Annotated in this window: 17 protein-coding genes, 1 other RNA gene and 1 riboswitch; of the genes, 8 read left to right on the top strand and 10 right to left on the bottom strand. The window is 57.9% G+C overall.

Annotated elements, in window-relative coordinates; translation table 11 throughout:
* The first annotated feature begins 54 nt into the window (after positions 1 to 54).
* Both hemN and ACR0NM_RS20000 read left to right on the top strand, forming a co-directional pair.
* Entirely contained in the window at positions 55 to 1,410 is a 1,356-nt protein-coding gene (hemN, locus tag ACR0NM_RS20005; RefSeq protein WP_170406528.1) for an oxygen-independent coproporphyrinogen III oxidase, read from the top strand.
* Between the two features lie 213 nt (positions 1,411 to 1,623).
* The gene (locus ACR0NM_RS20000; RefSeq protein WP_480616342.1) at positions 1,624 to 3,549 is read left to right on the top strand and encodes an elongation factor G; all 1,926 of its coding nucleotides are present in this window, start codon (positions 1,624 to 1,626) and stop codon (positions 3,547 to 3,549) included.
* 22 nt (positions 3,550 to 3,571) lie between these two features.
* Here ACR0NM_RS20000 and ACR0NM_RS19995 read toward each other — a convergent pair whose 3' ends face one another.
* The 5 genes from ACR0NM_RS19995 to ACR0NM_RS19975 form a co-directional block, all read right to left on the bottom strand.
* A complete protein-coding gene (locus ACR0NM_RS19995) occupies positions 3,572 to 5,149 on the bottom strand; it encodes an ABC transporter ATP-binding protein (protein ID WP_480563106.1) in 1,578 nt (525 codons plus the stop codon).
* Entirely contained in the window at positions 5,146 to 6,252 is a 1,107-nt protein-coding gene (locus ACR0NM_RS19990; RefSeq protein WP_170398652.1) for an ABC transporter permease, read from the bottom strand. Before ACR0NM_RS19990 ends, ACR0NM_RS19995 begins: the two co-directional genes overlap by 4 nt.
* The gene (locus ACR0NM_RS19985; RefSeq protein ID WP_170398655.1) at positions 6,253 to 7,347 is read right to left on the bottom strand and encodes a microcin C ABC transporter permease YejB; all 1,095 of its coding nucleotides are present in this window, start codon (positions 7,345 to 7,347) and stop codon (positions 6,253 to 6,255) included.
* Position 7,348: 1 nt separating this feature from the next.
* Positions 7,349 to 9,259, bottom strand: coding sequence for an extracellular solute-binding protein (locus ACR0NM_RS19980; protein ID WP_170625814.1), 1,911 nt, complete (start codon positions 9,257 to 9,259; stop codon positions 7,349 to 7,351).
* Between the two features lie 174 nt (positions 9,260 to 9,433).
* Positions 9,434 to 9,943 carry a c-type cytochrome gene (locus ACR0NM_RS19975; RefSeq protein ID WP_170611224.1) on the bottom strand — a complete coding sequence of 170 codons (510 nt, stop codon included), beginning with the start codon at positions 9,941 to 9,943 and terminating at the stop codon, positions 9,434 to 9,436.
* Between the two features lie 121 nt (positions 9,944 to 10,064).
* On the opposite strand from ACR0NM_RS19975, the gene ACR0NM_RS19970 reads away from it, so the two are divergent.
* Complete coding sequence (locus tag ACR0NM_RS19970) at positions 10,065 to 10,898, top strand: prephenate dehydratase (RefSeq protein WP_480616339.1); 834 nt, start codon at positions 10,065 to 10,067, stop codon at positions 10,896 to 10,898.
* Between the two features lie 116 nt (positions 10,899 to 11,014).
* On the opposite strand, the gene ACR0NM_RS19965 is transcribed toward ACR0NM_RS19970, so the two are convergent.
* Genes ACR0NM_RS19965 through nudC form a run of 3 tightly spaced genes read right to left on the bottom strand, consistent with a single transcriptional unit; the run spans position 11,015 to position 13,017 of the window.
* On the bottom strand, positions 11,015 to 11,512 hold the full coding sequence (locus ACR0NM_RS19965) for a GNAT family N-acetyltransferase (protein WP_170406540.1): 498 nt from the start codon (positions 11,510 to 11,512) through the stop codon (positions 11,015 to 11,017).
* 14 nt (positions 11,513 to 11,526) lie between these two features.
* Positions 11,527 to 11,994: an SRPBCC family protein gene (locus ACR0NM_RS19960; RefSeq protein WP_170508814.1), complete on the bottom strand. Its 468-nt coding sequence runs from the start codon at positions 11,992 to 11,994 to the stop codon at positions 11,527 to 11,529.
* Between the two features lie 39 nt (positions 11,995 to 12,033).
* Positions 12,034 to 13,017, bottom strand: a complete 984-nt coding sequence (gene nudC, locus ACR0NM_RS19955; protein ID WP_480616338.1) for an NAD(+) diphosphatase — start codon at positions 13,015 to 13,017, stop codon at positions 12,034 to 12,036.
* Positions 13,018 to 13,213: 196 nt separating this feature from the next.
* Between nudC and ACR0NM_RS19950 the strand changes: the two genes are divergently transcribed.
* The 3 genes from ACR0NM_RS19950 to rsgA all read left to right on the top strand — a co-directional run bounded on the left by ACR0NM_RS19950 (position 13,214) and on the right by rsgA (position 16,401).
* Positions 13,214 to 15,076: a bifunctional 2',3'-cyclic-nucleotide 2'-phosphodiesterase/3'-nucleotidase gene (locus ACR0NM_RS19950; protein WP_480616336.1), complete on the top strand. Its 1,863-nt coding sequence runs from the start codon at positions 13,214 to 13,216 to the stop codon at positions 15,074 to 15,076.
* A gap of 38 nt (positions 15,077 to 15,114) precedes the next feature.
* Positions 15,115 to 15,213: signal recognition particle sRNA small type (ffs, locus tag ACR0NM_RS19945), an RNA gene on the top strand.
* 159 nt (positions 15,214 to 15,372) lie between these two features.
* Positions 15,373 to 16,401: a ribosome small subunit-dependent GTPase A gene (gene rsgA, locus ACR0NM_RS19940; protein WP_480616334.1), complete on the top strand. Its 1,029-nt coding sequence runs from the start codon at positions 15,373 to 15,375 to the stop codon at positions 16,399 to 16,401.
* 36 nt (positions 16,402 to 16,437) lie between these two features.
* Here the strand turns inward: rsgA and ACR0NM_RS19935 are convergent, their stop codons facing one another.
* On the bottom strand, positions 16,438 to 17,295 hold the full coding sequence (locus tag ACR0NM_RS19935; protein ID WP_480616332.1) for an alpha/beta hydrolase family protein: 858 nt from the start codon (positions 17,293 to 17,295) through the stop codon (positions 16,438 to 16,440).
* A 122-nt stretch (positions 17,296 to 17,417) separates the two neighbouring features.
* Positions 17,418 to 17,637, top strand: a riboswitch (cobalamin riboswitch).
* 91 nt (positions 17,638 to 17,728) lie between these two features.
* Here ACR0NM_RS19935 and ACR0NM_RS19930 point away from each other — a divergent pair.
* Positions 17,729 to 18,136 carry a hypothetical protein gene (locus tag ACR0NM_RS19930; RefSeq protein ID WP_170625809.1) on the top strand — a complete coding sequence of 136 codons (408 nt, stop codon included), beginning with the start codon at positions 17,729 to 17,731 and terminating at the stop codon, positions 18,134 to 18,136.
* 4 nt (positions 18,137 to 18,140) lie between these two features.
* On the opposite strand, the gene ACR0NM_RS19925 is transcribed toward ACR0NM_RS19930, so the two are convergent.
* On the bottom strand, positions 18,141 to 18,641 hold the full coding sequence (locus ACR0NM_RS19925; protein WP_170625808.1) for a phosphatase domain-containing protein: 501 nt from the start codon (positions 18,639 to 18,641) through the stop codon (positions 18,141 to 18,143).
* 172 nt (positions 18,642 to 18,813) lie between these two features.
* On the opposite strand from ACR0NM_RS19925, the gene ACR0NM_RS19920 reads away from it, so the two are divergent.
* Complete coding sequence (locus ACR0NM_RS19920; RefSeq protein ID WP_480616329.1) at positions 18,814 to 20,574, top strand: DNA polymerase III subunit gamma/tau; 1,761 nt, start codon at positions 18,814 to 18,816, stop codon at positions 20,572 to 20,574.
* The last annotated feature ends 105 nt before the right edge of the window (positions 20,575 to 20,679 follow it).

Below are 20,679 nucleotides of genomic sequence, written 5' to 3'. Positions count from 1 at the left end.
TCCATTTGATTTCGGTCAAAGTACCCTGGGCCCTCCAGCTATAGTCATATCTTTATGACACTGAAACCTCAACTGGCACGGCTTGGACTTTTTGACGCGAAAGTACCGCGTTACACAAGCTATCCCACCGCACCCCACTTCAGCAATGACGTCGGGGCTGATCTGTTTAGCGACTGGATTTCCGGGATTGCTCCGGGCAGTTCAATCTCGCTTTACATCCACGTACCCTTCTGCCGTCGGCTGTGCTGGTTTTGCGCCTGCCGGACACAAGGCACCCAGACTGATAACCCGGTCATTGCCTATGTCGACGTGCTAAAGGCCGAGCTGGACCTGCTGGCGGCACGCCTGCCAGAGGGTGTTAAATTGTCGCGGCTACACTGGGGCGGCGGTACGCCGACGCTGTTGAATGCAGACTTGATGCGGGATCTGGCCGCGCGAATCCTTGAGATTGTGCCTTTAGGCCCAGACGCCGAGTTTTCCGTCGAGATCGATCCGAATGAGATCGACGAAGCCCGGCTGGATGCACTGGCCGAAGCCGGGATGAATCGCGCATCGATCGGCGTTCAGGATTTTGACGACGAAATCCAGAAAACCATCGGTCGCATTCAAAGCTATGACACCACCCGCGAAGCTGCCGAGATGATCCGCGCGCGTGGTATATCCAGCCTGAATGCGGACATCCTTTATGGCCTGCCCCACCAGACCAAGGCACGCATGACCGAAAGTGTGCAAAAGCTGTTGTCGCTGAACCCTGACCGGGTCGCACTCTATGGCTACGCGCATGTGCCGTGGATGGCCAAGCGCCAGCAGTTGATTCCATCGGATGCCCTGCCCACACCGGAACAGCGACTGGAACTTTTTGAAACCGCCCGGCGACTGTTCCTATGGGACAATTATGCCGAGATCGGGATTGACCATTTCGCGACGCAGGACGATGGGCTGACCCATGCGCTGCGCGCTGGTCGATTGAAACGGAATTTCCAGGGCTATACAGACGATCAAGCTCCTATTCTGATTGGCTTGGGTGCAAGCTCGATCTCACGCTTCCCGCAAGGATATGCGCAAAACGCACCAGCAACCTCGGCTCATACGAAGGCCATACGCGAAGGGCGGTTCTCGACGTCGCGCGGGCATTTGTTCAAAGATCAGGATGTTCTACGGTCTCGTCTGATCGAAGCATTGATGTGCGATTTCCAAATCAACTCGGCCGAGATTCTGCGCGATTATGACATTTCAACTGCGGAACTGCAGCAAATGTACGCAACAGCAAACGCGGCCTTCGACGGGTTGCTACGCGTGGATGAAAACGGATTGTTCATACCGCCCGAAGCACGTGCGCTGACCCGCATGATCGCGCGCAGCTTTGACACGTATGATCTGAGTAAGGCTGGGCATAGTTCCGCGATCTGAACACTCTTCGGCAGGTCGTTTTTCGCGACCTTCCCTTACAAACCGGCACGGGGGCTTGACGCATGCCTTCGGTTTTCTCCACACTCAAGGGGTGGAGAGATCCACCTCTTCACAGCCTGAGGCAGGCAAACGCAGACAGTTCTTGCCGACGCGCATGCGTTCGACAGCCCTTTTCGTGCAGCCATACTGCAACCTGAAAGAGGGACAGCACTCATGCGCGTTTTCACCGTCCTCGGCCCCAGCCAATCGGGCAAATCCACCTTGGTCGAAGCGATCAGCCGCCTCGACGGGCGGCCCACCACATTCGATGTTGCCGGAACCGTGCATCTGCACGGTTTTTCTTATTTAAACGAACCGTGGTGCGCGGTGGACGTGGACGGAGGCGGCGATGCGCTAGCCTATGTCGGCCCGGCCATGGCGATCTCGGACGCAGCAGTTGTGGTTGTCCCACCCGATCCGGATGCCGCCGTTCTGTGTGCCCCGTATCTAAGGTTGGTCGAAGAGGCGGGCATTCCCTGCTTCTTGTTCATCAACCGCATGGACAGCCCCAATGGCCGCATCCGCGACATCGTTGCTGCGCTGCAGACCTATTGCACCCACCACATCGCTCTGCGGCAGGTGCCGATCCGGGACGGAGACACCATTATCGGCGCAGTCGATCTGATCTCGGAGCGCGCCTGGAAGTATCAGGAGGGGCAGCCCTCGGCCCTGATCGAGCTACCGCAATCAGCGGAAGACCGCGAACAGGAAGCACGCACCGAGTTGTTGGAGACCCTATCGGATTTCGATGACAATCTGCTGGAGCAACTGATTGAGGACAAACAGCCCCCAAGCGACGAGGTCTACGAGCTGGCCGCACAGGTCTTGCAGAACCATCAGCTTATCCCGGCCTGCCTCGGTGCCGCGAGCCATGGCAACGGTCTGACCCGTTTGATGAAAGCGCTGCGTCATGAAGCACCGGAATTCAACATTGCAGCTGACCGGGATGAGGCCGAAGAAAACGCCCGTGCCATTGCCGGCTTTGCGGATGTGAAGAAGCATATCGGCAAGATCACCGTTTTGCGCGGTCTGGGCGACGGCGTGAAAGCACATGAATCCCTTGGCGGCGAAACTGTTGGAAACCTGACAACCTTGGACGCCAAGACCCAGATCAGCGTGCTTGAAGCCGGACATATTGGCCTTGCTGTCAAATCCGACCACCTTAATCCTGGCTTCATCTATGACAGCGCGGCGGCAACGCCGTTGCCGGAATGGGCCTCATCCCATCCTGCCGCGCATCGTCAGGTCGTATCGCCTGCGCATGAGCGAGACGACGTGCGCCTGTCGAATGCGTTGACCCGGCTGGTTGAGATCGACCCCGGCCTGCATCTGGAGCAAGACGAGCTGAGCGGTCATTCCATTCTGGGCTCACAAGGTCCGCAGCATATGCGGCGCGTGACCGCCAAACTCGCCGAGGATTTTAGCATCGAGATCGAGGCCGAGGCCGCCGGAACCGCCTATCGCGAAACCATTCGCACAAAGGTCGATCATCGCCATCGCCACCGCAAGCAATCTGGCGGTGCGGGGCAGTTTGCCGATGTGGTCATATCCATCGCTCCGCTGCCGCGCGGCTCGGGGTTCCAGTTCGAGGAAGTGGTGAAAGGCGGGGCCGTACCCCGGAATTACATTCCTTCGGTTGAACACGGGGCCAAAGACGCATTGATCGAAGGGCCTGAAGGCTTCCCAGTTGTGGACGTCAAGGTGACACTCAGCGACGGCAAACACCATAACGTGGACAGTTCGGATTATGCTTTCCGCACTGCAGGCAAGAATGCCGTGCGCGAAGCGTTGCCAGAGGCGAAGCCCGTCGTCCTGCAACCTATCCTGAACGCCGAAATCCATCTGCCCTCAACCTTCGTCGGCGATCTTGTCCCGACGATCAGCTCGCTGCAGGGGCAGGTTCTTGGGTTTGAAGGCAACCCCAACGCCTCAGGCTGGGAAATCTTCAATGCGACACTCCCCGCCGTGGCCGAGGATGAACTGCACCGCACACTTGCCAGTGCTACCCGCGGGACCGGTTGGGTCAAACTACAATTCGATCACTATGAAGAGCTGCGCGGCCCCGTTCCCGCGTCAGCCAAAAACAAGGAAATAGCCTGACATCAAAGGCGCGGGGTGCGTGTCAGCCCGCCGCCGCAATCAGCTCGCGGGTATAGTCGGTCTGAGCGTGTTCGAACAAATCTTCGGCAGCGCCCATCTCGACGACATCGCCGTTTCGCATGACGATCACGTTGTGGGACATCGCGCGCACGACCTTCAGATCGTGACTGATGAACAGATAGGCCAGCCCGTATTTCCTTTGCAGGTCACGCAGCAGGTCAACGATCTGCACCTGCACGGTCATGTCCAGCGCACTTGTAGGCTCGTCCAGAACCAGCAGCTTGGGCCGCAACACCATGGCGCGGGCGATGGCGATCCGCTGGCGTTGCCCGCCGGAAAACTCATGCGGATAGCGGTCCATCGCAGAGGGGTCCAATCCGACCTCGTTCATCACTTCGGCCACCAGATCGCGCAGGGCGCGATGAGGATCGACCTTATGGATGGCCAGCCCCTCGGCGATGATCTGCATGCAGGTCATCCGCGGGCTGAGGCTGCCGAACGGATCCTGAAATACGATCTGCATGTCCTTGCGCAATCGCCGCAACTCGCGCGTTGACCAGCGGCGCACATTCTGGTCGCGGAAAGTGATCCCGCCCTCGGACGCGATCAGACGCATGATCGCCAGCGCCAGCGTCGTCTTGCCCGAGCCGCTCTCCCCCACGATCCCAAGCGTTTCCCCGGCACGGACGCTGAGGGTCGCGTCGTTGACGGCCTTCACATAGCCTACGGTCCGTTTCAGGAAACCGCGCTGGATCGGGAACCAGACTTTCAGGTGATCGGTGCGGGCTACCTCTTCGGCATCCGGGGCCACCGGGTCGGGGTGCCCGGACGGCTCGGCCTCCAGAAGCTTGCGAGTATAGGGGTGTTGCGGGTTGTCGAAAATCTCCGTTGTCACTCCGGCTTCGACAATTTCACCATCCTTCATCACGCAAACCCGGTCGGCGATGCGGCGGACGATGCCAAGGTCATGGGTGATGAACAACATCCCCATGTTCTCGGACTTTTGCAGTTCGGCCAGCAACTCCAGAATCTGCGCCTGGATGGTGACGTCCAGCGCCGTTGTCGGCTCATCCGCGATCAAAATGTCCGGCTTGTTCGCCAACGCCATCGCGATCATCACGCGTTGCCGCTGTCCGCCGGACAACTGGTGCGGATAGCTGTCCAGCCGTTCCTCGGGATCTCGGATGCCGACCTTGGTCAGCAGTTCTACAATCCGTTCCCGTGCCTCATCGCCGGCAACGCCCTGATGCAGAGCCAGCGATTCCGCCATCTGTTTCTGGATCGTGTGCAATGGATTGAGCGAGGTCATCGGCTCCTGAAAGATGAAACTAATGTCGTTGCCGCGCACGTCCATCAACCTGTCTTCGGACGCGCCAATCATCTCTTGACCGCCATAGGTGACTGAGCCTTCGACAATTGCGCTATCACCCAGCAGCGACACAGTGCTCAACGCCGTCACGGATTTGCCCGAACCGGATTCGCCCACCAAAGCCACCGTTTCACCCCGGTCGACGGTAAAGGACACGCCTTTGACTGCCGCACTCACCTGCCCGTCCTGCCGGAACGAGACCTTGAGGTTGTTCACATCCAAAAGGCTCATGAGAAGGTCTTTCTGGGATCAAACGCATCGCGGACGCCTTCAAAAATGAAGACCAACAGCGACAGCATGATGGCAAAGGTGAAGAAGGCAGTGAAGGCCAGCCACGGTGCCTGAAGGTTCTGTTTCGCCTGCAAAGTCAACTCTCCAAGCGACGGGGCTGAAGACGGCAAACCGAAGCCAAGGAAGTCCAGCGAAGCCAGCCCACCGATGGTTCCAGTCACGATGAACGGCATGAAGGTCAGCGTGGCGACCATCGCATTAGGCAGCATGTGGCGAAACATGATCGTCATGTTACCCACGCCCAGCGCCCGCGCGGCACGGACATACTCCAAATTTCGTGCCCGCAGGAATTCAGCGCGCACGACGCCCACCAGTCCGGTCCAACTGAACAGGATCATCAGAATCACCAAGAGCCAGAAACTTCGCCCAAGAATCGCGAACATGATGATAATGACATAAAGCGAGGGTGTCGCCGACCAGATCTCGATAATACGTTGGAAGATCAGATCCAGCCAACCGCCAAAGAACCCCTGAATGGCCCCAGCAAAAATGCCGATCAGACTGGCCACGCCGGTGACGAGTAAAGTGAACAGGATCGACAGGCGGAAGCCATAGATGACACGAGCTAGCACATCTCGCTTGGTGTCGTCAGTGCCGAGCAGATTCTGACCATTAGGCGGCAGCGGTGCAGCGCCCGGGCGGTCCACGCTGGTGTTGAAGGAATACGGGATTGGAGGCCAGATGGCCCAGCCTCGCTCAAACCCATCCGCTTCGAACGTGCCCGCCTTGATTTCGTCGATGATACCTTCGGGGTCGTCGAAGCACTGATCCAATCCGCCGCTATCGATCAGGCACATGACCTCGGGGTCGCGATAGATCGCCTCGGTCTGGAAATCGCCTCCGAATTCCGTTTCAGCGTAAAAGTTGAAGACAGGCGTGTAGATTTCACCCCGGTACTTTACCAGGATCGGTTTGTCGTTGGCGATGAACTCGGCAAACAGCGATAGGCCGAACAACACCGAGAAGATGATCAGCGACCAGAACGCCCTGCCATTGCGCCGGAAATTGCGCCAACGGCGCTGATTGAGAGGGGAGAGTGCCATTTACCCCTCCCGCTTTTCGAAATCGATACGCGGGTCAACGAGCACATACATCAGATCGCTGATAATGCCGACGACCAGCCCCATCAGGCCAAATATGAAAAGCGTACCAAAAATCACCGGATAGTCGCGCGCCACTGCCGCCTCAAAGCCCAGACGCCCAAGACCATCGAGCGAGAAAATGGTTTCGATGATGATCGATCCACCGAAGAACACACCAATGAATACAGCAGGGAAACCTGCAATCACGATCAGCATCGCGTTGCGGAAGACATGACCATACAGCACCTTGCTTTCACTCAAACCCTTGGCGCGAGCGGTCATCACGTACTGCTTCTTGATCTCATCCAGAAACGAGTTCTTGGTCAGCAGCGTCAGCGTCGCAAAGGCCGAGATGGTCAGCGCGATTATCGGCAAAGCGATGTGCCAGAAATAGTCAGTAATCTTTCCAAACAGGCTGAGGCTGTCCCAATTGTCCGAGGTCAAACCCCGTAGCGGGAAAATCTGCCAGTAAGAGCCACCGGCGAACAACACCAGCAGCAGAATGGCAAACAGGAAACCGGGGATAGCATAGGCCACGATGATCGCACCGCTGGTCCAAGTATCAAAGCTCGACCCGTCCTTGATCGCCTTGCGGATACCTAGCGGGATCGAGACCAGATAGGCGATCAGCGTCGACCACAGACCCAGCGAAATAGACACCGGCATCTTTTCCAGCACCAGATCAATCACACTGATCGAGCGGAAATAGCTCTCGCCAAAATCCAGCGTCAGGTAGTTGCCCATCATGCCTAGAAAGCGTTCCAGTGGCGGTTTGTCGAAGCCAAACTCTTTTTCCAGTTCAGCGATGAATTCGGGCGGAAGGCCACGTGCACCGACGTATTTGTCATCAAAGGCACCACCTGCGGGCTCGGCCCCGGCTCCGGCATCGCCACCACCAGCGAACCCAGCAAAGACGTCGCCCTGCCCTTCGATCTGCGCGATGATCTGTTCAATGGGACCACCGGGCACGAACTGCACCAGCGTGAAGTTGACGATCATGATGCCCAGAAGGGTCGGAATGACCAGCAACAGGCGTCTTAGGATATAGGCGCCCATGTTATCGCAGCGCGCCTTTGGCTTTCAGGTCAGCCTCTTTCTCGGGGTTGATCCACCACAGATCGAGATACCCAAGCGAGAATGGAGGCAGGTTTTCAGGGTATTCGTACATGTCGTAGTAAGCCGTCCAGTAATCCGCCACATACCCATCGGGAATGACGAAGAACTCATAACGCAAGACACGATCCAACGCCATCAGCGCAGCATCCTGTTCCGCCTGATTTGTCGTGTCGAATGACGCTTCGATCACAGCGTCAACAAGTGGGCTGGCAAGACCGGCAGGGTTGAACAAGCTAAACGCGGCTTCTTCCGATCCGTACATCTGACTGAGACCCCCGCCGGTCGACAGGAACGAGCCGTAGCGGTTCGAATATACCATATCATAATCACGCTCACGCCGCCGCAGGGTGAATTGAGAAGGATCTACCTTCTCGGCCGAAGCATCCACACCGATCGACTGCAGGTTCTGCACATAGGTCTCGATCATGGTGGCGGTCGAGGTTGGAATGCTCGACGCATACGGAATATTGACCTTCAGCGTCTGCCCATCGGCATTGCGGCGCAGATTGCCGTCGCCGACGGGCCAACCAGCCTCGTCCAGCAGTTTCGAGGCTTGCCGCAAATTGCGACGGTCGTTCAACCGAGCTGGATTGGATTCGTGGACGACAAGCGCAGGCTCGCTGAACACCTCGGCCGGAACCACGTCACCCAGCGTTTCCAGAAACGCCAGTTCGGCACCCTCCGGCACGCCTGTCGCTTCAAGATGTGTCCCCTGCACAAATGAACTGCGCGGTGCGTTCAGACCGAACATCAGCGATTCATTTGCCCATTCGAAATTGAACGCCAGCGCCAGCGCTTTACGCACATTCTTGTCGGCAAATTGAGGCTTGCCCAGATTGAAAACGAAACCCGACGGCGTCGGTGGGCTACCATCCACGATCTCGTCCTGCACGACAAACCCTTCGCTGAGTTTCGGGAAATCGTAACTAGAGGCCCAGAGCTTGGGGTCACTTTCGATACGCATCGTGTATTCGCCCGCCTTGAACCCTTCGAAGGCTGCGGTTTGATCCGCGAAATACTCGATCCGGATAGTGTCGTAATTGTTGCGGCCTATGTTGATCGGCAGATCCTTGCCCCAATAATCGTCGCGACGCTTGTAGACGATCCGACGATTGATGTCGTAGCTGTCCAGTTTGTAAGGGCCAGAGCCAACCGCGACCTCCAACCGGGGTTCGTCGAGGCGACGGCTTTCATCAGCCTCGAACCAGGCTTTTGAAAATACCGGAGTAGACCCGACGGTTTCGATCAACCCGCGCCGGGTGACATCCGGACTAAAAGTAAATTTTACAGTGTGGTCGTCCAGAGCTTCAGCCCCTGTAACCATGCGCCCGACGGCTTGCGCATAAGACGGCAAACCCTGCTCAATGAACAAACGATGACTATAGACGACGTCTTCGGCAGTCACCGGGGTGCCATCCCAGAACATAGCTTCGGGGCGCAGATTGAAGATCACATAATTGCGCCCTTCGTCATATTCCATACTTTCCGCAATAACCCCATAATACTGCCCGACACTGTCCGCGGTACTTTCGATCAGCGGGTCATATTGAAGCGTGGTCAAAGCGCCTGCCCGCCCCTTGCGCGAATAAGGGTTCAGGGAATCAAACGTACCTGAGCCCGATAAAGACAGCTCTCCGCCCTTTGGTGCGTCTGGGTTGACGTAGTTCAAGTACGGATAGTCGGCCGGATAATCCAGATTTCCGAAATAGGAATACCCGTGGCTGCGCGTGACGCCCTCTTCATTGGCACGGGCAGGATCGCTGCTGCCCAGAACCAGTGTCGCCGAAATCCCCAAAGCCGCAGCCCAAGCGTGAATTCCGGTAAAGCGCATCTGGGGCAGAAGGGGTTTCATCAGGCTCGTCCTCTGAATTTCTGTCATCTTCATTGTCGTGCCCGCCAGCTAAAGGTCCAGCACTGTCAGTTGCAAGTTTAGAATGCGTGAACGCTTTGTGAAGTTCTTCTCAGACAAAAAATAAAGCCGCTGCGCAAGGCAGCGGCTTTAAATCCTGCAAATCTGATCAACAGATCAGTTGCCGATGGTCTGCAGATACGCAATCAGATCGGCGCGTTCTTGTGGTTTTCTCAGGCCAGCAAAGCTCATCGAAGTGCCCGAGATATAGGCGCTTGGGCGTTCCAGGAACGCGTCCAGGGCTTCGGGTGTCCAGTTGCCACCATGCGCCTGCATCGAGGCCGAATAACCGGTAAAGCCTTTAGCTGAGGCAACCGGGCGATCTACGACACCGTAAAGGTAAGGACCTGTACCATTGGCGCCGTCTTCCAGTTTGTGGCAAGCGGTGCACTTGCGGAATACGCGCGCGCCTTTTTCCGGATCGGCTGCAGCCAACATATCTTCAAAGACTACTTCTTCGCCGTCCGCGCTTTCGCCCGAGCTTTCGGTTTCGATAATGTAAGCAGCTTCGGCAAGATGGCTGTCAGAGCTATAGAGGACATCCGCCCCCCATTTTGCCAGAAGCAACACCAGGAAGGTGCCAAACAAGCCGGCTGCGGCTTTGGTAACTGTCATCGTGTCGAACATTTTGATCGCGTGTCCATTTCAGCTGTCTGCGGGGTGTCTAAGGCTTCCCCTGAGAAGACGCAAGGTATAGACACCGCGACTAAACGCCCAATTCAAGAACTTGTTGCACGGAAACGACCAAATGACCAATCGCATAGCATTTCAGGGAGAACCCGGCGCATACAGTCACGAAGCCTGCCGGAACGCGCGACCGGATATGGACGCCCTGCCCTGCCGCACTTTCGAAGATGTGATCGAATCAGTGCGCTCAGGTGAGGCTGATCTGGCCATGCTACCGGTGGAAAATACCACCTATGGTCGTGTGGCCGATATTCACCGCCTGCTTCCGCATAGCGGGCTGCACATCATCGACGAAGCATTTGTGCGCGTGCACATCAACCTGTTGGGCGTTCCGGGCGCGACTCTGGAGGATATCACTGAGGCGCATTCCCACCTCGTCTTACTTCCACAATGCGCAGGTTTCCTGAAGCAGCACGGAATTCGTGGCAGGGTCAGCCCCGATAATGCTCGTGCCGCACGCGAGGTCGCCGAGATCGGCGACCAACACTCCGCAGCGTTAGCCAGTGAGCTGGCAGGTGAGATTTACGGCCTCAACGTTTTGGCCCGTCACATTGAGGATCAGGGCGACAACACGACCCGTTTTCTGGTGATGTCTCGTGAGGCCGATGAATCGCGCCGTGGTGATCACGGCATGATCACAAGTTTTGTCTTTCAGGTGCGTAACATCCCGGCAGCGCTGTACAAAGCGATGGGCGGATTTGCCACCAACGGAATCAACATGACCAAGCTGGAAAGCTATATGGTCGACGGGTCCTTCACCGCGACCCAGTTCTATGCCGATATCGTGGGTCATCCAGGCGATCGAAATGTGCAACTGGCGATGGATGAGCTTGAGCATTTTACCACCAACGTAGAGGTCCTCGGCGTTTATCCGGCGGCGCAACCTCGTGGTTAGTGCAGGCAATCGGCTCGCCCCTTCAAAGGAACGGCCTGGATAGGCTGGGCAGCTACGCTTGCAGCTTAGAACGGTAGCTAGAGTCCTTCGGAGCGACATCCTGAAAGTGCGGCGGACTACGGGTTGGTCACTCCGGTCCCCATGCGAAAGACCTTGCATATCGCGCCATCCATCTGCCGGTACTCTCTGAATCCCATCGCCTCATAATAGCCAAGGCCGTCGGAATTATTGGCCCCGATCGTAGCATCGATAGCGGGCAATCCCTGCTGCCGAGCGGCTTGAAGAGAACGTTTGAACAACGCCCGACCGATACCACATCGCGCAGCGGACGGTTTGATATGCGTCCCAATGATGCCCCACCCGACCGCAACGCCATACGGGTTGTTTCGGGTGGCAAGCTTCAACGACTGGAAACCCAGTATCTGTCCGTCCGGCGCAACGGCAAGGCTACACTGAATCCGCTCAGGGTCGCAGATGTAATGCGTCAGTGCAAAGGCGCTGTCGGCGGGCTTGGTCCGCTTTCCAGCCGCTACAAGCGCTGTTAGCACACCGGACAAGCCATCCGCATCGGCTTCGACAGCGTCGCGTATGATCGGTCTCGTTAAAGTGCTCATCTACTTCTCGGTTGTCAGACACCATGGAGGTGTCGTTCCTCCATATCGCGCGCGAATTCGCTGAGACGGGTCTGGAACTGCCGCCTGAATCGGGATTGCCCTAACTTCAGGGATTGAAGCAATAGGCGGGCGGGCAGCGTTTTCGCACCCAGCGATGTTTCAACGCGCAGCCGTGTCCGACGTTGGGAAAGCGCCAAAAGCTCGATCACCGTGTCGCCGTTCATTCCCTTGCTGCTGGACTGGAACCGCATCAAGGACGGGCGGTCGCATTCAGTCATCTCGATAATGATATGACGTGGCTTGCCACGTATCTTGAATTCGGTCTCCCAGGTTATTCCGGCCTGCGGCACAACCGACCCCGTGACCCGACGCACATCAACCCCGCGCCGCAAGGCTTTGCGTTCGAAGCGTTCAAAATCAGAGACCATGGTGAAGACCGTCTCGATTGGGACATCGATATCTTCCTGCGCTGAAAACTGCATGTTTGCTTTTCTCTGCCCTAGATTGGGTTCAGTTTCTCGTCAGTCCAACGTGTCTGCAAGCCAGTGTTGCAACAAAAAGTGCGCAATCGCACCTTTTCGGGCAGGCAACAGCTTAGGGTGATCCCCAGCGAAAGCCTGCATCATCTCTGTCCGTGTGACCCAGATCGCATCCTCGATCTCGACCGGATCGATCTGGATATCGCGCGATAACGCCTCGCCTGCGCATCCAAACATCAGGGATGCGGGAAATGGCCAGGGTTGGCTTGCGAGATAGCTCACCGCGCCCACGGGCACGCCGGCCTCTTCCATCACTTCGCGCCGCACAGCGGCTTCCAGCGTTTCACCGGGCTCAACAAAACCAGCCAAAAGCGAATACATGCCTTCAGGCCAGCCCGGAGAGCGCCCCATCAGCACCGAATTGCCATGGGTAATCAACATGATGACCACAGGATCGGTGCGCGGGAAATGCTGGCCGCCGCAGGCCGGGCAACTGCGCTGCCATCCACCCTGAGACATCTCGCTGCGGGCACCACATCGGGCACAGAATTGATGCGTTTCGTGCCAGCCGATCACCGCCTTGGCGGTTGCCGCAATCTCTGCGTCTCGTGGGTTGAGGCGTGTCATGATGCGGCGCAGCTCGGCAAAGACACACCCCTCGGGCAGATCAGGGTGCTGCTGTTCGCTGCGGTCGACAAAATCTCCGACACCGGATAAATCCAGCCCTTCAGCCGCCCAGCCCGAGATGTCCATGGCAAAAAGCGGCGATCCATCCTCGGATTTTCCAAGGAAAATCGGTTGCTCGATCACACCGCCCGGGCCCTGTTCGAGAATCTTGTGCGTCATCGGAAGCCGGGCGAGCCGGTCCAGTGCCTCACCCTCAACCAACAGTTTGCCACGCCACAGCAACACACATGTTGCCAAAGGGTCACGATAAACCTGTGCCAGTTTGTCCGCGTCGCCGCGCAGCAAACCCGCCCGATCCAGTGCCGAGCCGCCAAATGTCACCTGTTCTGCGCGTTTCATGCCTGCCGTTCCTGACTGCCGCGCAAAGGGCTGCCACGTCTTACCTGATCGTGCAACGGGTATCGACCAAACATTTTTCGACCCTGCCGCGGAATGACCGCAGCATCGCCCCGGAAATTGCATTAAATCGGCCTCATGGTGGAAACGTTGGCACACTGACAGCTAAAAGTTGAAGATATTGAAATCAAAGTATTTAATGCGACAACGAAGAGATGCAGATGATGGCGCACGGATTCGAATCCTTGCTACATCCGATCTACACATGCACCTGACGTCATATGATTACTATTCGGATCGCCCCGAACCTGCGATTGGTTTGACCCGTACCGCCAGCCTGATTCACGAGGCGCGCAGACAGGCTGAACGCGACGAAGCCCTTGTGCTGTTGTTTGACAATGGTGATAGCCTGCAGGGAACGCCATTTGGCAACTGGGCAGCTGAAAACGTGCCAGACGCCCATCCCCTGCCACGCGCGTTCAACACGTTAAACTATGACGCGATCGGATTGGGTAATCACGATTTCGGATTTGGGTTGGAACTCGTCAATCGCATCGCTCGCCAAACCGCCTGCCCAATGATTTGCAGCAATATGCAAACCACTCAGACCGAACAAGGGTGGGATGCACACACGATTCTGCATCGAGTTGTCAGACTAAATGGACAGGGCACCGCAATCCGCATCGGGGTTCTTTCTGTTTTGCCCACTCAAACCGCACAGTGGGAAGCACATCTGCTAACGGACCGGGTCGTGGTAACAGACATTCTGGCCGCTGCGTGGCGCGCTGCTGAAGATCTCAGCGTGCAAGGTTGCGACCTGATTGTCGCCCTTGCGCATACCGGACTGGGATCGGCAATGGCCGAGCCGGATATGGAAAACGCGATCATCCCGCTGGCCGAGATGCCGCTGATTGATGCCGTCGTCGCAGGCCACACCCATCTGACACTGCCTGGAAAGGCGCATGATGGTTATCCATTCGTCGACAGTACGCGGGGGCTTGTGCATGGAACGCCGGTTGTCATGCAGGGTTGGGCCGGGTCTCATCTTGGGATCATTGATCTGACACTGCAAAAAGATACCACCGGCAATTGGCGCATTACAGGCAGCCATGTCGAAGCGCGGGCAATCGCTCAATCGGGCACAGAAATACCCGAATGCCAAAGGATCACAGAGCTGTTTGCGACCGGCCACGCTGCGACGCGCAAAAGGGTGACCAGGCCAGTGGGCACAATCCCACACACGCTGCACAGCTACTTCTCATATTGCGTACCGGATCGCGGTCTGGCCTTGGTTGCGGCGGCTCAGGCCGCTGCCCTACGCCCGCATTTGGTCGATACCGACTGGGCAGATTTGCCTATCATATCGTCAGCCGCCCCGGCAAAGTTCGGCGGGCGCGCAGGAAGCAAGTACTACACGGATATCCCCTCAGGCGAGATTTCAGTTCGACATATCGCCGATCTCAGTGTCTTTCCTAATGAATTGCGCGCGGTGCTGGCCTCAGGTTCTCAGATTCGGGACTGGCTTGAGATGTCAGCCGGGCTGTTCCATCAACTTGGCTCAGTCGCCCCGATCGATCTTGCCGATCCTCAGCGCACGGGCTTCAACTTCGATGTCCTGCATGGCGTCACCTACCAGATCGATCTTTCGCAACCGGCGCGGTTCGATACGCTCGGTCGAGTGATTGATCCGGCATTTTCCCGCATACGCAACCTGGAATTCGATGGGCAGCCGATTGCGCCTGACCAGAGTTTCCTTGTCGCCACCAATAACTACCGCGCCAATGGCGGTGGTCATTTTCCAATTGCGCGACAAGCCCGTATGATTGACCTGCCTCAGATCAGCATACAGGATATTCTATGCAAATACGTCGCGGGCACATTGCCCGCCGACCCACTTGCGCATGCACCGCGCCCCTTTTCTTTTGTACCAAACCAAAGGCAGGGCGCGATCCTGACAACGGGGCCGCGCGCGCTACACCATGTTACAGAGCTTGCTGAGTATCATCCACGCATTCTGCCCGACGATACGGATGGTTTCATGCGCATTCATCTGACCTTCTGACGGGTTGCCATTTTCAGGGGATGCACCTATATCGGCTTTGAGAGGTTGGCGCGGGCGAGCGCCTCGCCAACCTGGTCAGGTCCGGAAGGAAGCAGCCACAACGAGCCCCGCTTGGGTCGATGTCCAACCTCTCACTTAGAACCTATCAGCCGCAGGAGGGCGTTTATGATTGTAGCAAAAACCCTTCGGGCAGACTGGTTCTGATCCTTTCCGATCAACTGACTGCCTGAACACGTCACCGGCGGATGCGCGATTGTCATTCGACGGGATTGCTGTTTCTGATCACAGGCAGACCAATGTTACTTTCCTTATCGGACCTCGGATGGTCCTCTCATTTCGCGGCTCAGCATACGGCTGATCCGTCACTTCTTCCGTATCGCATCTCGGCCGTACACCGGGATCGACTGATCGGGCTGAGCCCTGAAGGTGAATCGCCTTTGTTATCTCTGGATCAATCAACCGGTGCATATGCCGTCGGAGATTGGGTTCTGGTGGATGAAAACAAACGAATACGCCGTATGCTGGACCGGCGAAGCCTGCTTCAACGCCGAGCGGCAGGTACCGGAGCTGCAGCGCAGTTGATCGCTGCAAATGTAGACGTGCTGTTCATCGTCAGTTCCTGCAACGCCGATTTTAATCTGCCACGATTGGAGCGGTATCTTGCGCTGGCGCATCAGGCAGGCTGCTATCCGGTGGTCGTTCTGACCAAATCGGACATGTGCGATGATCCGAGCCTTTATGTAGATCAAGCCCAATCGCTCGCCCCGTTTCTGGCGGTACTTGCGGTCAACGCGCTGGATCACGGCGATCTCGAACAAGTTCTGTCGTGGTGTCCGAAAGGACAAACCAGCGCCTTGCTTGGATCATCCGGCGTTGGGAAAACGACGCTCGCCAACGGGATGACGGGGCAGGATCAGGCCACCGCAGGTATCCGTGAAGATGATGCGCGCGGCAGGCACACAACAACTGCACGCGCCTTGCATCGCATGCGCAATGGCGGCTGGCTGATCGATACGCCCGGCATGCGCGCGTTGCGTCTGCTGGATGCGCAGGAGGGGTTGGATGAGGTATTTTCGGACATCTCAGACCTCAGCCTGGATTGCCGCTTCTCGGATTGTCAGCACGAGACTGAGCCCGGATGTGCGGTGCAGGCGGCAATCGACGCTGGTACGCTTGATCCCGCGCGGCTGGACCGCTGGCGCAAGCTGCGGCGCGAAGACCAACACAATTCCGCTTCGGTGGCGCAGGCCCGCGCCCGTGACAAGGCTTTCGGCAAGATGGTGCGCAGCGTGTTGCACGAGAAAAAATCCCGTAAAGGGCTATAACGAAGCTGGGCACCGACCTACCGGTGCCTAGCGCTATCAGGCGATCAGTCTAGGCCAGACTGCCGCATTCCGTCTTGCGAATGCACCGATATGGCCGATCTTGGACACTCCGAATTCGCTTGGTGCAAGCAGATGGCGCCCGGCTTTGGGTCCATAGAGATCGGCAAGACGCCAGACAGCATCCGGCGGCACCATTTCATCATCTGCGAAGGTAAACAGATCGACACGTTTGCCCAAGTCTTTCCAGCGGGCGGCGGGCAGTGTCGTGCCGATCTCTGGCACATAGCTTTTGGGGGCGGTGCACCATTTGCGCCATTGCCAATAGACTTGGGCAGGCAGGTCCGATCCAAACCCGACCAACCGCCCGGGCAGGTAGCCAAGCGCCTTGACCACCAGCGGCGCGTGACCATACCAGAACAACGCCGCCAAAGCGCGATAAGGCCAAGGGTGATCCGCCAGCGTTACCAGACCCGAACAGACACAGATCATCCTGTCGATCTGATCGATATCGGGTTGGATCGGGCCAAACATTCCGCCCAAGGAATGACCGATGCTCCATAGCTTGGCCTGCGGAAACCGTCGGCGCATCTTGGCCCGGGCGGATGGAATGTCGATCAACGCCCAATCGGCCATGGTGACATTTGACCGCTTTTGCGAACCCACCAAAGAGTGACCAAAATCCCGGTAATCGTAAGTCAGGCAGGCCATGCCCTGTTCTTCGGCGAGCCATCGGGCGAAGTACTGATAGTAATCCCTCGGCACCCCAGTCGCACCGTTTATGACGACCACCTTTTCGGGGTCGGCAACCGGACGGTAAAGCCGCGCCGACAACATTGCCGGGCCGGACGGGATTTGAAAATCCTCGGTCACAACCGCCTGCTGCGTGTCCAACATGGTGCCCTCCAATACCGACTGAACTGATCAGTTCACCCGAAGCGCCTCAAGTCAAGGTTGACGTGGCTGGACCGTACGTCACTTGCCTGACGCAATCTTCTTGACTCGGGCACGGCGCAGCCGCTAGCCATGTCGCGATGGTTCTCGCGCCCAATCGGGCCGGGATGAAAAGGGAACACGGTGCGGTTCTGCCCGGATAAATCCGGAAAGAACCTAGTCCGAGACTGCCCCCGCAACTGTAAGCGGAGAGCAATGCCGAGATACCACTGGCCTTGAAGGCTGGGAAGGTCGGCAAAGCGATGACCCGCAAGTCAGGAGACCTGCCATCAGATGTAGAACCGAAACTCGGGCGGGGTGTCCGGGACGGGTTTGATCGTGCTCTGCACCGACCAACCTGTGCCACGCCCTCGCCCTGCGCGCGGAGGGCGCATTGATGATCTGGAAGACTAAAACGCACGAATTCGCGGCGACCGTGTGCCAACGTACTGGGGCAACCTGCCCCGCACTGGCGCAAATGGCGCGGGCTCTGACGCAGGCCATGTCCACCACAAAACCGGTCACAAAATCTGGGTTTGAGATTGAAGGCAGTATTGACCTGTCGCACTGCCCAGAGGGATGTACCGCCCGCTTTCGCGCCCAATGCGACCAGATACGTGTATTCTGCGGAACCGATCCTGAAATCGATACCGGCCGGCTGGATGACTACGCAGACATGATGTTCGGAACCGAGTACCGCAGCCTACCCGCAGACCTGCTAAGGAATCCTCCTTGCGCCATGCTTGAGGCTTCGCTTCTGGTGCAGCACAACGGTGGCGAAATCTCGCCACATGTTGGTGTCTAAGCCGTCAAACGGCTTGAACACGGGCCGGTTCAACGGCCCAAAGCATCTGGGCATTTGTCTCGACTGCGCAAGGACGCACCGTACGCAATCGCTTCAATGCCGCCTCAGGCCGTTCACCGCATTCAACCATCAGACGCAGAACCACCATCCCGGATCGGCCACAGCCACCACGGCAATGCACTAGCACACGGCCACCACCTGACAACGCCTGACGGGCAGTCGCGCCAACGCGGGGCCAGCGCTCCACAATCTCCTTGGGTGGCGTGCCAAAATCTTCGATCGGCAAATGCACCCATCTGCTGGCACGCCCCTGAATATCAGCGCCAAAATTCCGCGCACCATCCTGAATCATCTCAACCTCAGTCGTCATCGAGATCACAAGCCCGGGCTTCCAGTCTGCGATAAGATCAAGGTCTTCTGTATACGTTCCTCCACGCCCAGGCATCGAGGACAAGGCCAAGGTGCCTCCGCCGACCTGCAACGCATAAACCACCAGTTGCGACATAATCTCCCCCCAAACAAACTTCACCCAACAACATACTGGTCCAGTAAATAGAATAGAGTGGATTTTAGCCGCATACCCACGCATTCCAAAATGAAAATCGTCCCGGCTGGCTGTGGACGCGGGCGGCGGGGGCCTCTACGCTGCGGCGTAACGCGAATCCGACAGAGCAGACATGACCGAGACGCCCAGCCCCGCCTACCAGGTTCTTGCCCGCAAATACCGCCCCGAAACCTTTGCCGATCTGGTCGGTCAGGACGCCATGGTGCGCACTCTGAAAAACGCCTTCGAGGCGGACCGGATCGCGCAGGCCTTCATCATGACCGGTATCCGCGGTACCGGCAAGACGACGACCGCTCGGATCATAGCCAAGGGTATGAACTGCATCGGTCCCGATGGCAGCGGCGGCCCTACAACCGAACCCTGCGGTCAATGTGAACATTGCGTGGCTATCATGGAGGGCCGCCATGTCGACGTGATGGAGATGGACGCCGCCAGCCGCACCGGTGTCAATGACATCCGCGAGATCATCGACAGCGTCCGCTATCGCGCGGCCTCCGCGCGCTACAAGATCTATATCATCGACGAGGTTCACATGCTGTCGACCAGCGCTTTCAACGCGCTGCTCAAGACGCTGGAAGAACCCCCCGAACACGTGAAGTTCATCTTTGCCACCACCGAGATTCGTAAGGTCCCGGTCACGGTCCTGTCCCGCTGTCAGCGCTTCGACCTGCGTCGGATCGAGCCTGAGGATATGATCGGACTGCTGCGCAAGATTGCAGATGCCGAAGGGGCGCAGATTGCCGAGGATGCGTTATCGTTGATCACCCGGGCCGCCGAAGGATCGGCGCGGGATGCGACCTCGCTGCTTGATCAGGCGATATCGCACGGGGCCGGTGAAACCAGCGCGGATCAGGTGCGCGCGATGCTGGGGCTGGCCGATCGGGGCCGGGTGCTGGATCTGATGGATATGATCCTGCGCGGCGATGCTGCGGGCGCGTTGACCGAGCTGAGCGGGCAATATGCCGAAGGGGCTGATCCGCTTGCTGTCTTACGCGATCTGGCCGAAATCACGCATTGGGTTTCGGTGGTCAAGATCACTCCGGACGCCGCCGAAGATCCCACAGTTTCCCCCGACGAACGCGCCCGAGGTCAACAAATGGCCGAGGCTCTGCCTATGCGGGTCCTGACACGCATGTGGCAAATGCTGCTGAAGGCGCTCGAAGAGGTTTCCGCCGCGCCCAACGCCATGATGGCCGCTGAAATGGCCGTGATCCGCCTGACCCATGTGGCCGACTTGCCTAGCCCGGAGGAGCTGATCAAGCGTCTGCAGGATTCACCCCCGCCGCCGAATGGTGGCCCCGGCAAGGGAATTGGTGCGCCGGGGCGTGCTCCTGCTGCGCCGCAGGCTGTGGCCCGACCGGCATACGCCGCATCGGCGATTGGCGGCAGCGCAGGCGGACCAACAGCCGCGCTGGCCCAGGATGTGCAGGCAGCGCTGGCACGCTATCCAACATTTGAACATGTGGTCGAACTGATCCGAGCCAACCGGGATGTGAAGCTGTTGGTAGAGGTCGAAAACGGCGTGCGTCTGGTTTCCTATCAACCGGGCAGGATCGAGTTCGCTCCGACCGACAACGCTCCGACCGACCTGTCACAACGATTGGACGCGTCGCTTCGGCGTTGGACAGGCAACCGATGGGCTGTTTCTATTGTCTCTGAAGGCGACGCCCCGACGATTGCGGAGATTCGAGATGCCGCTGAGCTGGCTCTGAAGGCCGAGGCGGAACAGCACCCTCTGGTGCAAGCAGTGCTGACCCATTTCCCGAAAGCACGGATCAAGAGCATCGAAACCGCAGAACAACGCGCCGCTCAGGTCGAAACCGAAGCCCTGCCCGAGGTTGAAGACGAATGGGACCCGTTCGAAGAAGACTGACCAGCTTGCTATGGGTATCTCGACCAAATGCTCCCGTACCCGCCACGGGCCATCGGCTGACGCCGACACCCCTGAGCGGCTTTGGGCCCGGCAGCGCGCCTTGCG

Source organism: Ruegeria sp. AF2, from assembly GCF_056542025.1.
The sequence above is the reverse complement of the archived record's forward strand: the minus strand, read 5'-3'. Positions and strand labels throughout refer to the sequence as shown.

Bases quoted from the DNA above. Each gene is read 5' to 3' on its own strand.
- hemN (WP_170406528.1), top strand. From the start codon at position 55: ATGACACTGAAACCTCAACTGGCACGGCTTGGACTTTTTGACGCGAAA.
- ACR0NM_RS20000 (WP_480616342.1), top strand. From the start codon at position 1,624: ATGCGCGTTTTCACCGTCCTCGGCCCCAGCCAATCGGGCAAATCCACC.
- ACR0NM_RS19995 (WP_480563106.1), bottom strand. From the start codon at position 5,149: ATGAGCCTTTTGGATGTGAACAACCTCAAGGTCTCGTTCCGGCAGGAC.
- ACR0NM_RS19990 (WP_170398652.1), bottom strand. From the start codon at position 6,252: ATGGCACTCTCCCCTCTCAATCAGCGCCGTTGGCGCAATTTCCGGCGC.
- ACR0NM_RS19985 (WP_170398655.1), bottom strand. From the start codon at position 7,347: ATGGGCGCCTATATCCTAAGACGCCTGTTGCTGGTCATTCCGACCCTT.
- ACR0NM_RS19980 (WP_170625814.1), bottom strand. From the start codon at position 9,259: ATGAAACCCCTTCTGCCCCAGATGCGCTTTACCGGAATTCACGCTTGG.
- ACR0NM_RS19975 (WP_170611224.1), bottom strand. From the start codon at position 9,943: ATGTTCGACACGATGACAGTTACCAAAGCCGCAGCCGGCTTGTTTGGC.
- ACR0NM_RS19970 (WP_480616339.1), top strand. From the start codon at position 10,065: ATGACCAATCGCATAGCATTTCAGGGAGAACCCGGCGCATACAGTCAC.
- ACR0NM_RS19965 (WP_170406540.1), bottom strand. From the start codon at position 11,512: ATGAGCACTTTAACGAGACCGATCATACGCGACGCTGTCGAAGCCGAT.
- ACR0NM_RS19960 (WP_170508814.1), bottom strand. From the start codon at position 11,994: ATGCAGTTTTCAGCGCAGGAAGATATCGATGTCCCAATCGAGACGGTC.
- nudC (WP_480616338.1), bottom strand. From the start codon at position 13,017: ATGAAACGCGCAGAACAGGTGACATTTGGCGGCTCGGCACTGGATCGG.
- ACR0NM_RS19950 (WP_480616336.1), top strand. From the start codon at position 13,214: ATGCGACAACGAAGAGATGCAGATGATGGCGCACGGATTCGAATCCTT.
- rsgA (WP_480616334.1), top strand. From the start codon at position 15,373: ATGTTACTTTCCTTATCGGACCTCGGATGGTCCTCTCATTTCGCGGCT.
- ACR0NM_RS19935 (WP_480616332.1), bottom strand. From the start codon at position 17,295: ATGTTGGACACGCAGCAGGCGGTTGTGACCGAGGATTTTCAAATCCCG.
- ACR0NM_RS19930 (WP_170625809.1), top strand. From the start codon at position 17,729: ATGATCTGGAAGACTAAAACGCACGAATTCGCGGCGACCGTGTGCCAA.
- ACR0NM_RS19925 (WP_170625808.1), bottom strand. From the start codon at position 18,641: ATGTCGCAACTGGTGGTTTATGCGTTGCAGGTCGGCGGAGGCACCTTG.
- ACR0NM_RS19920 (WP_480616329.1), top strand. From the start codon at position 18,814: ATGACCGAGACGCCCAGCCCCGCCTACCAGGTTCTTGCCCGCAAATAC.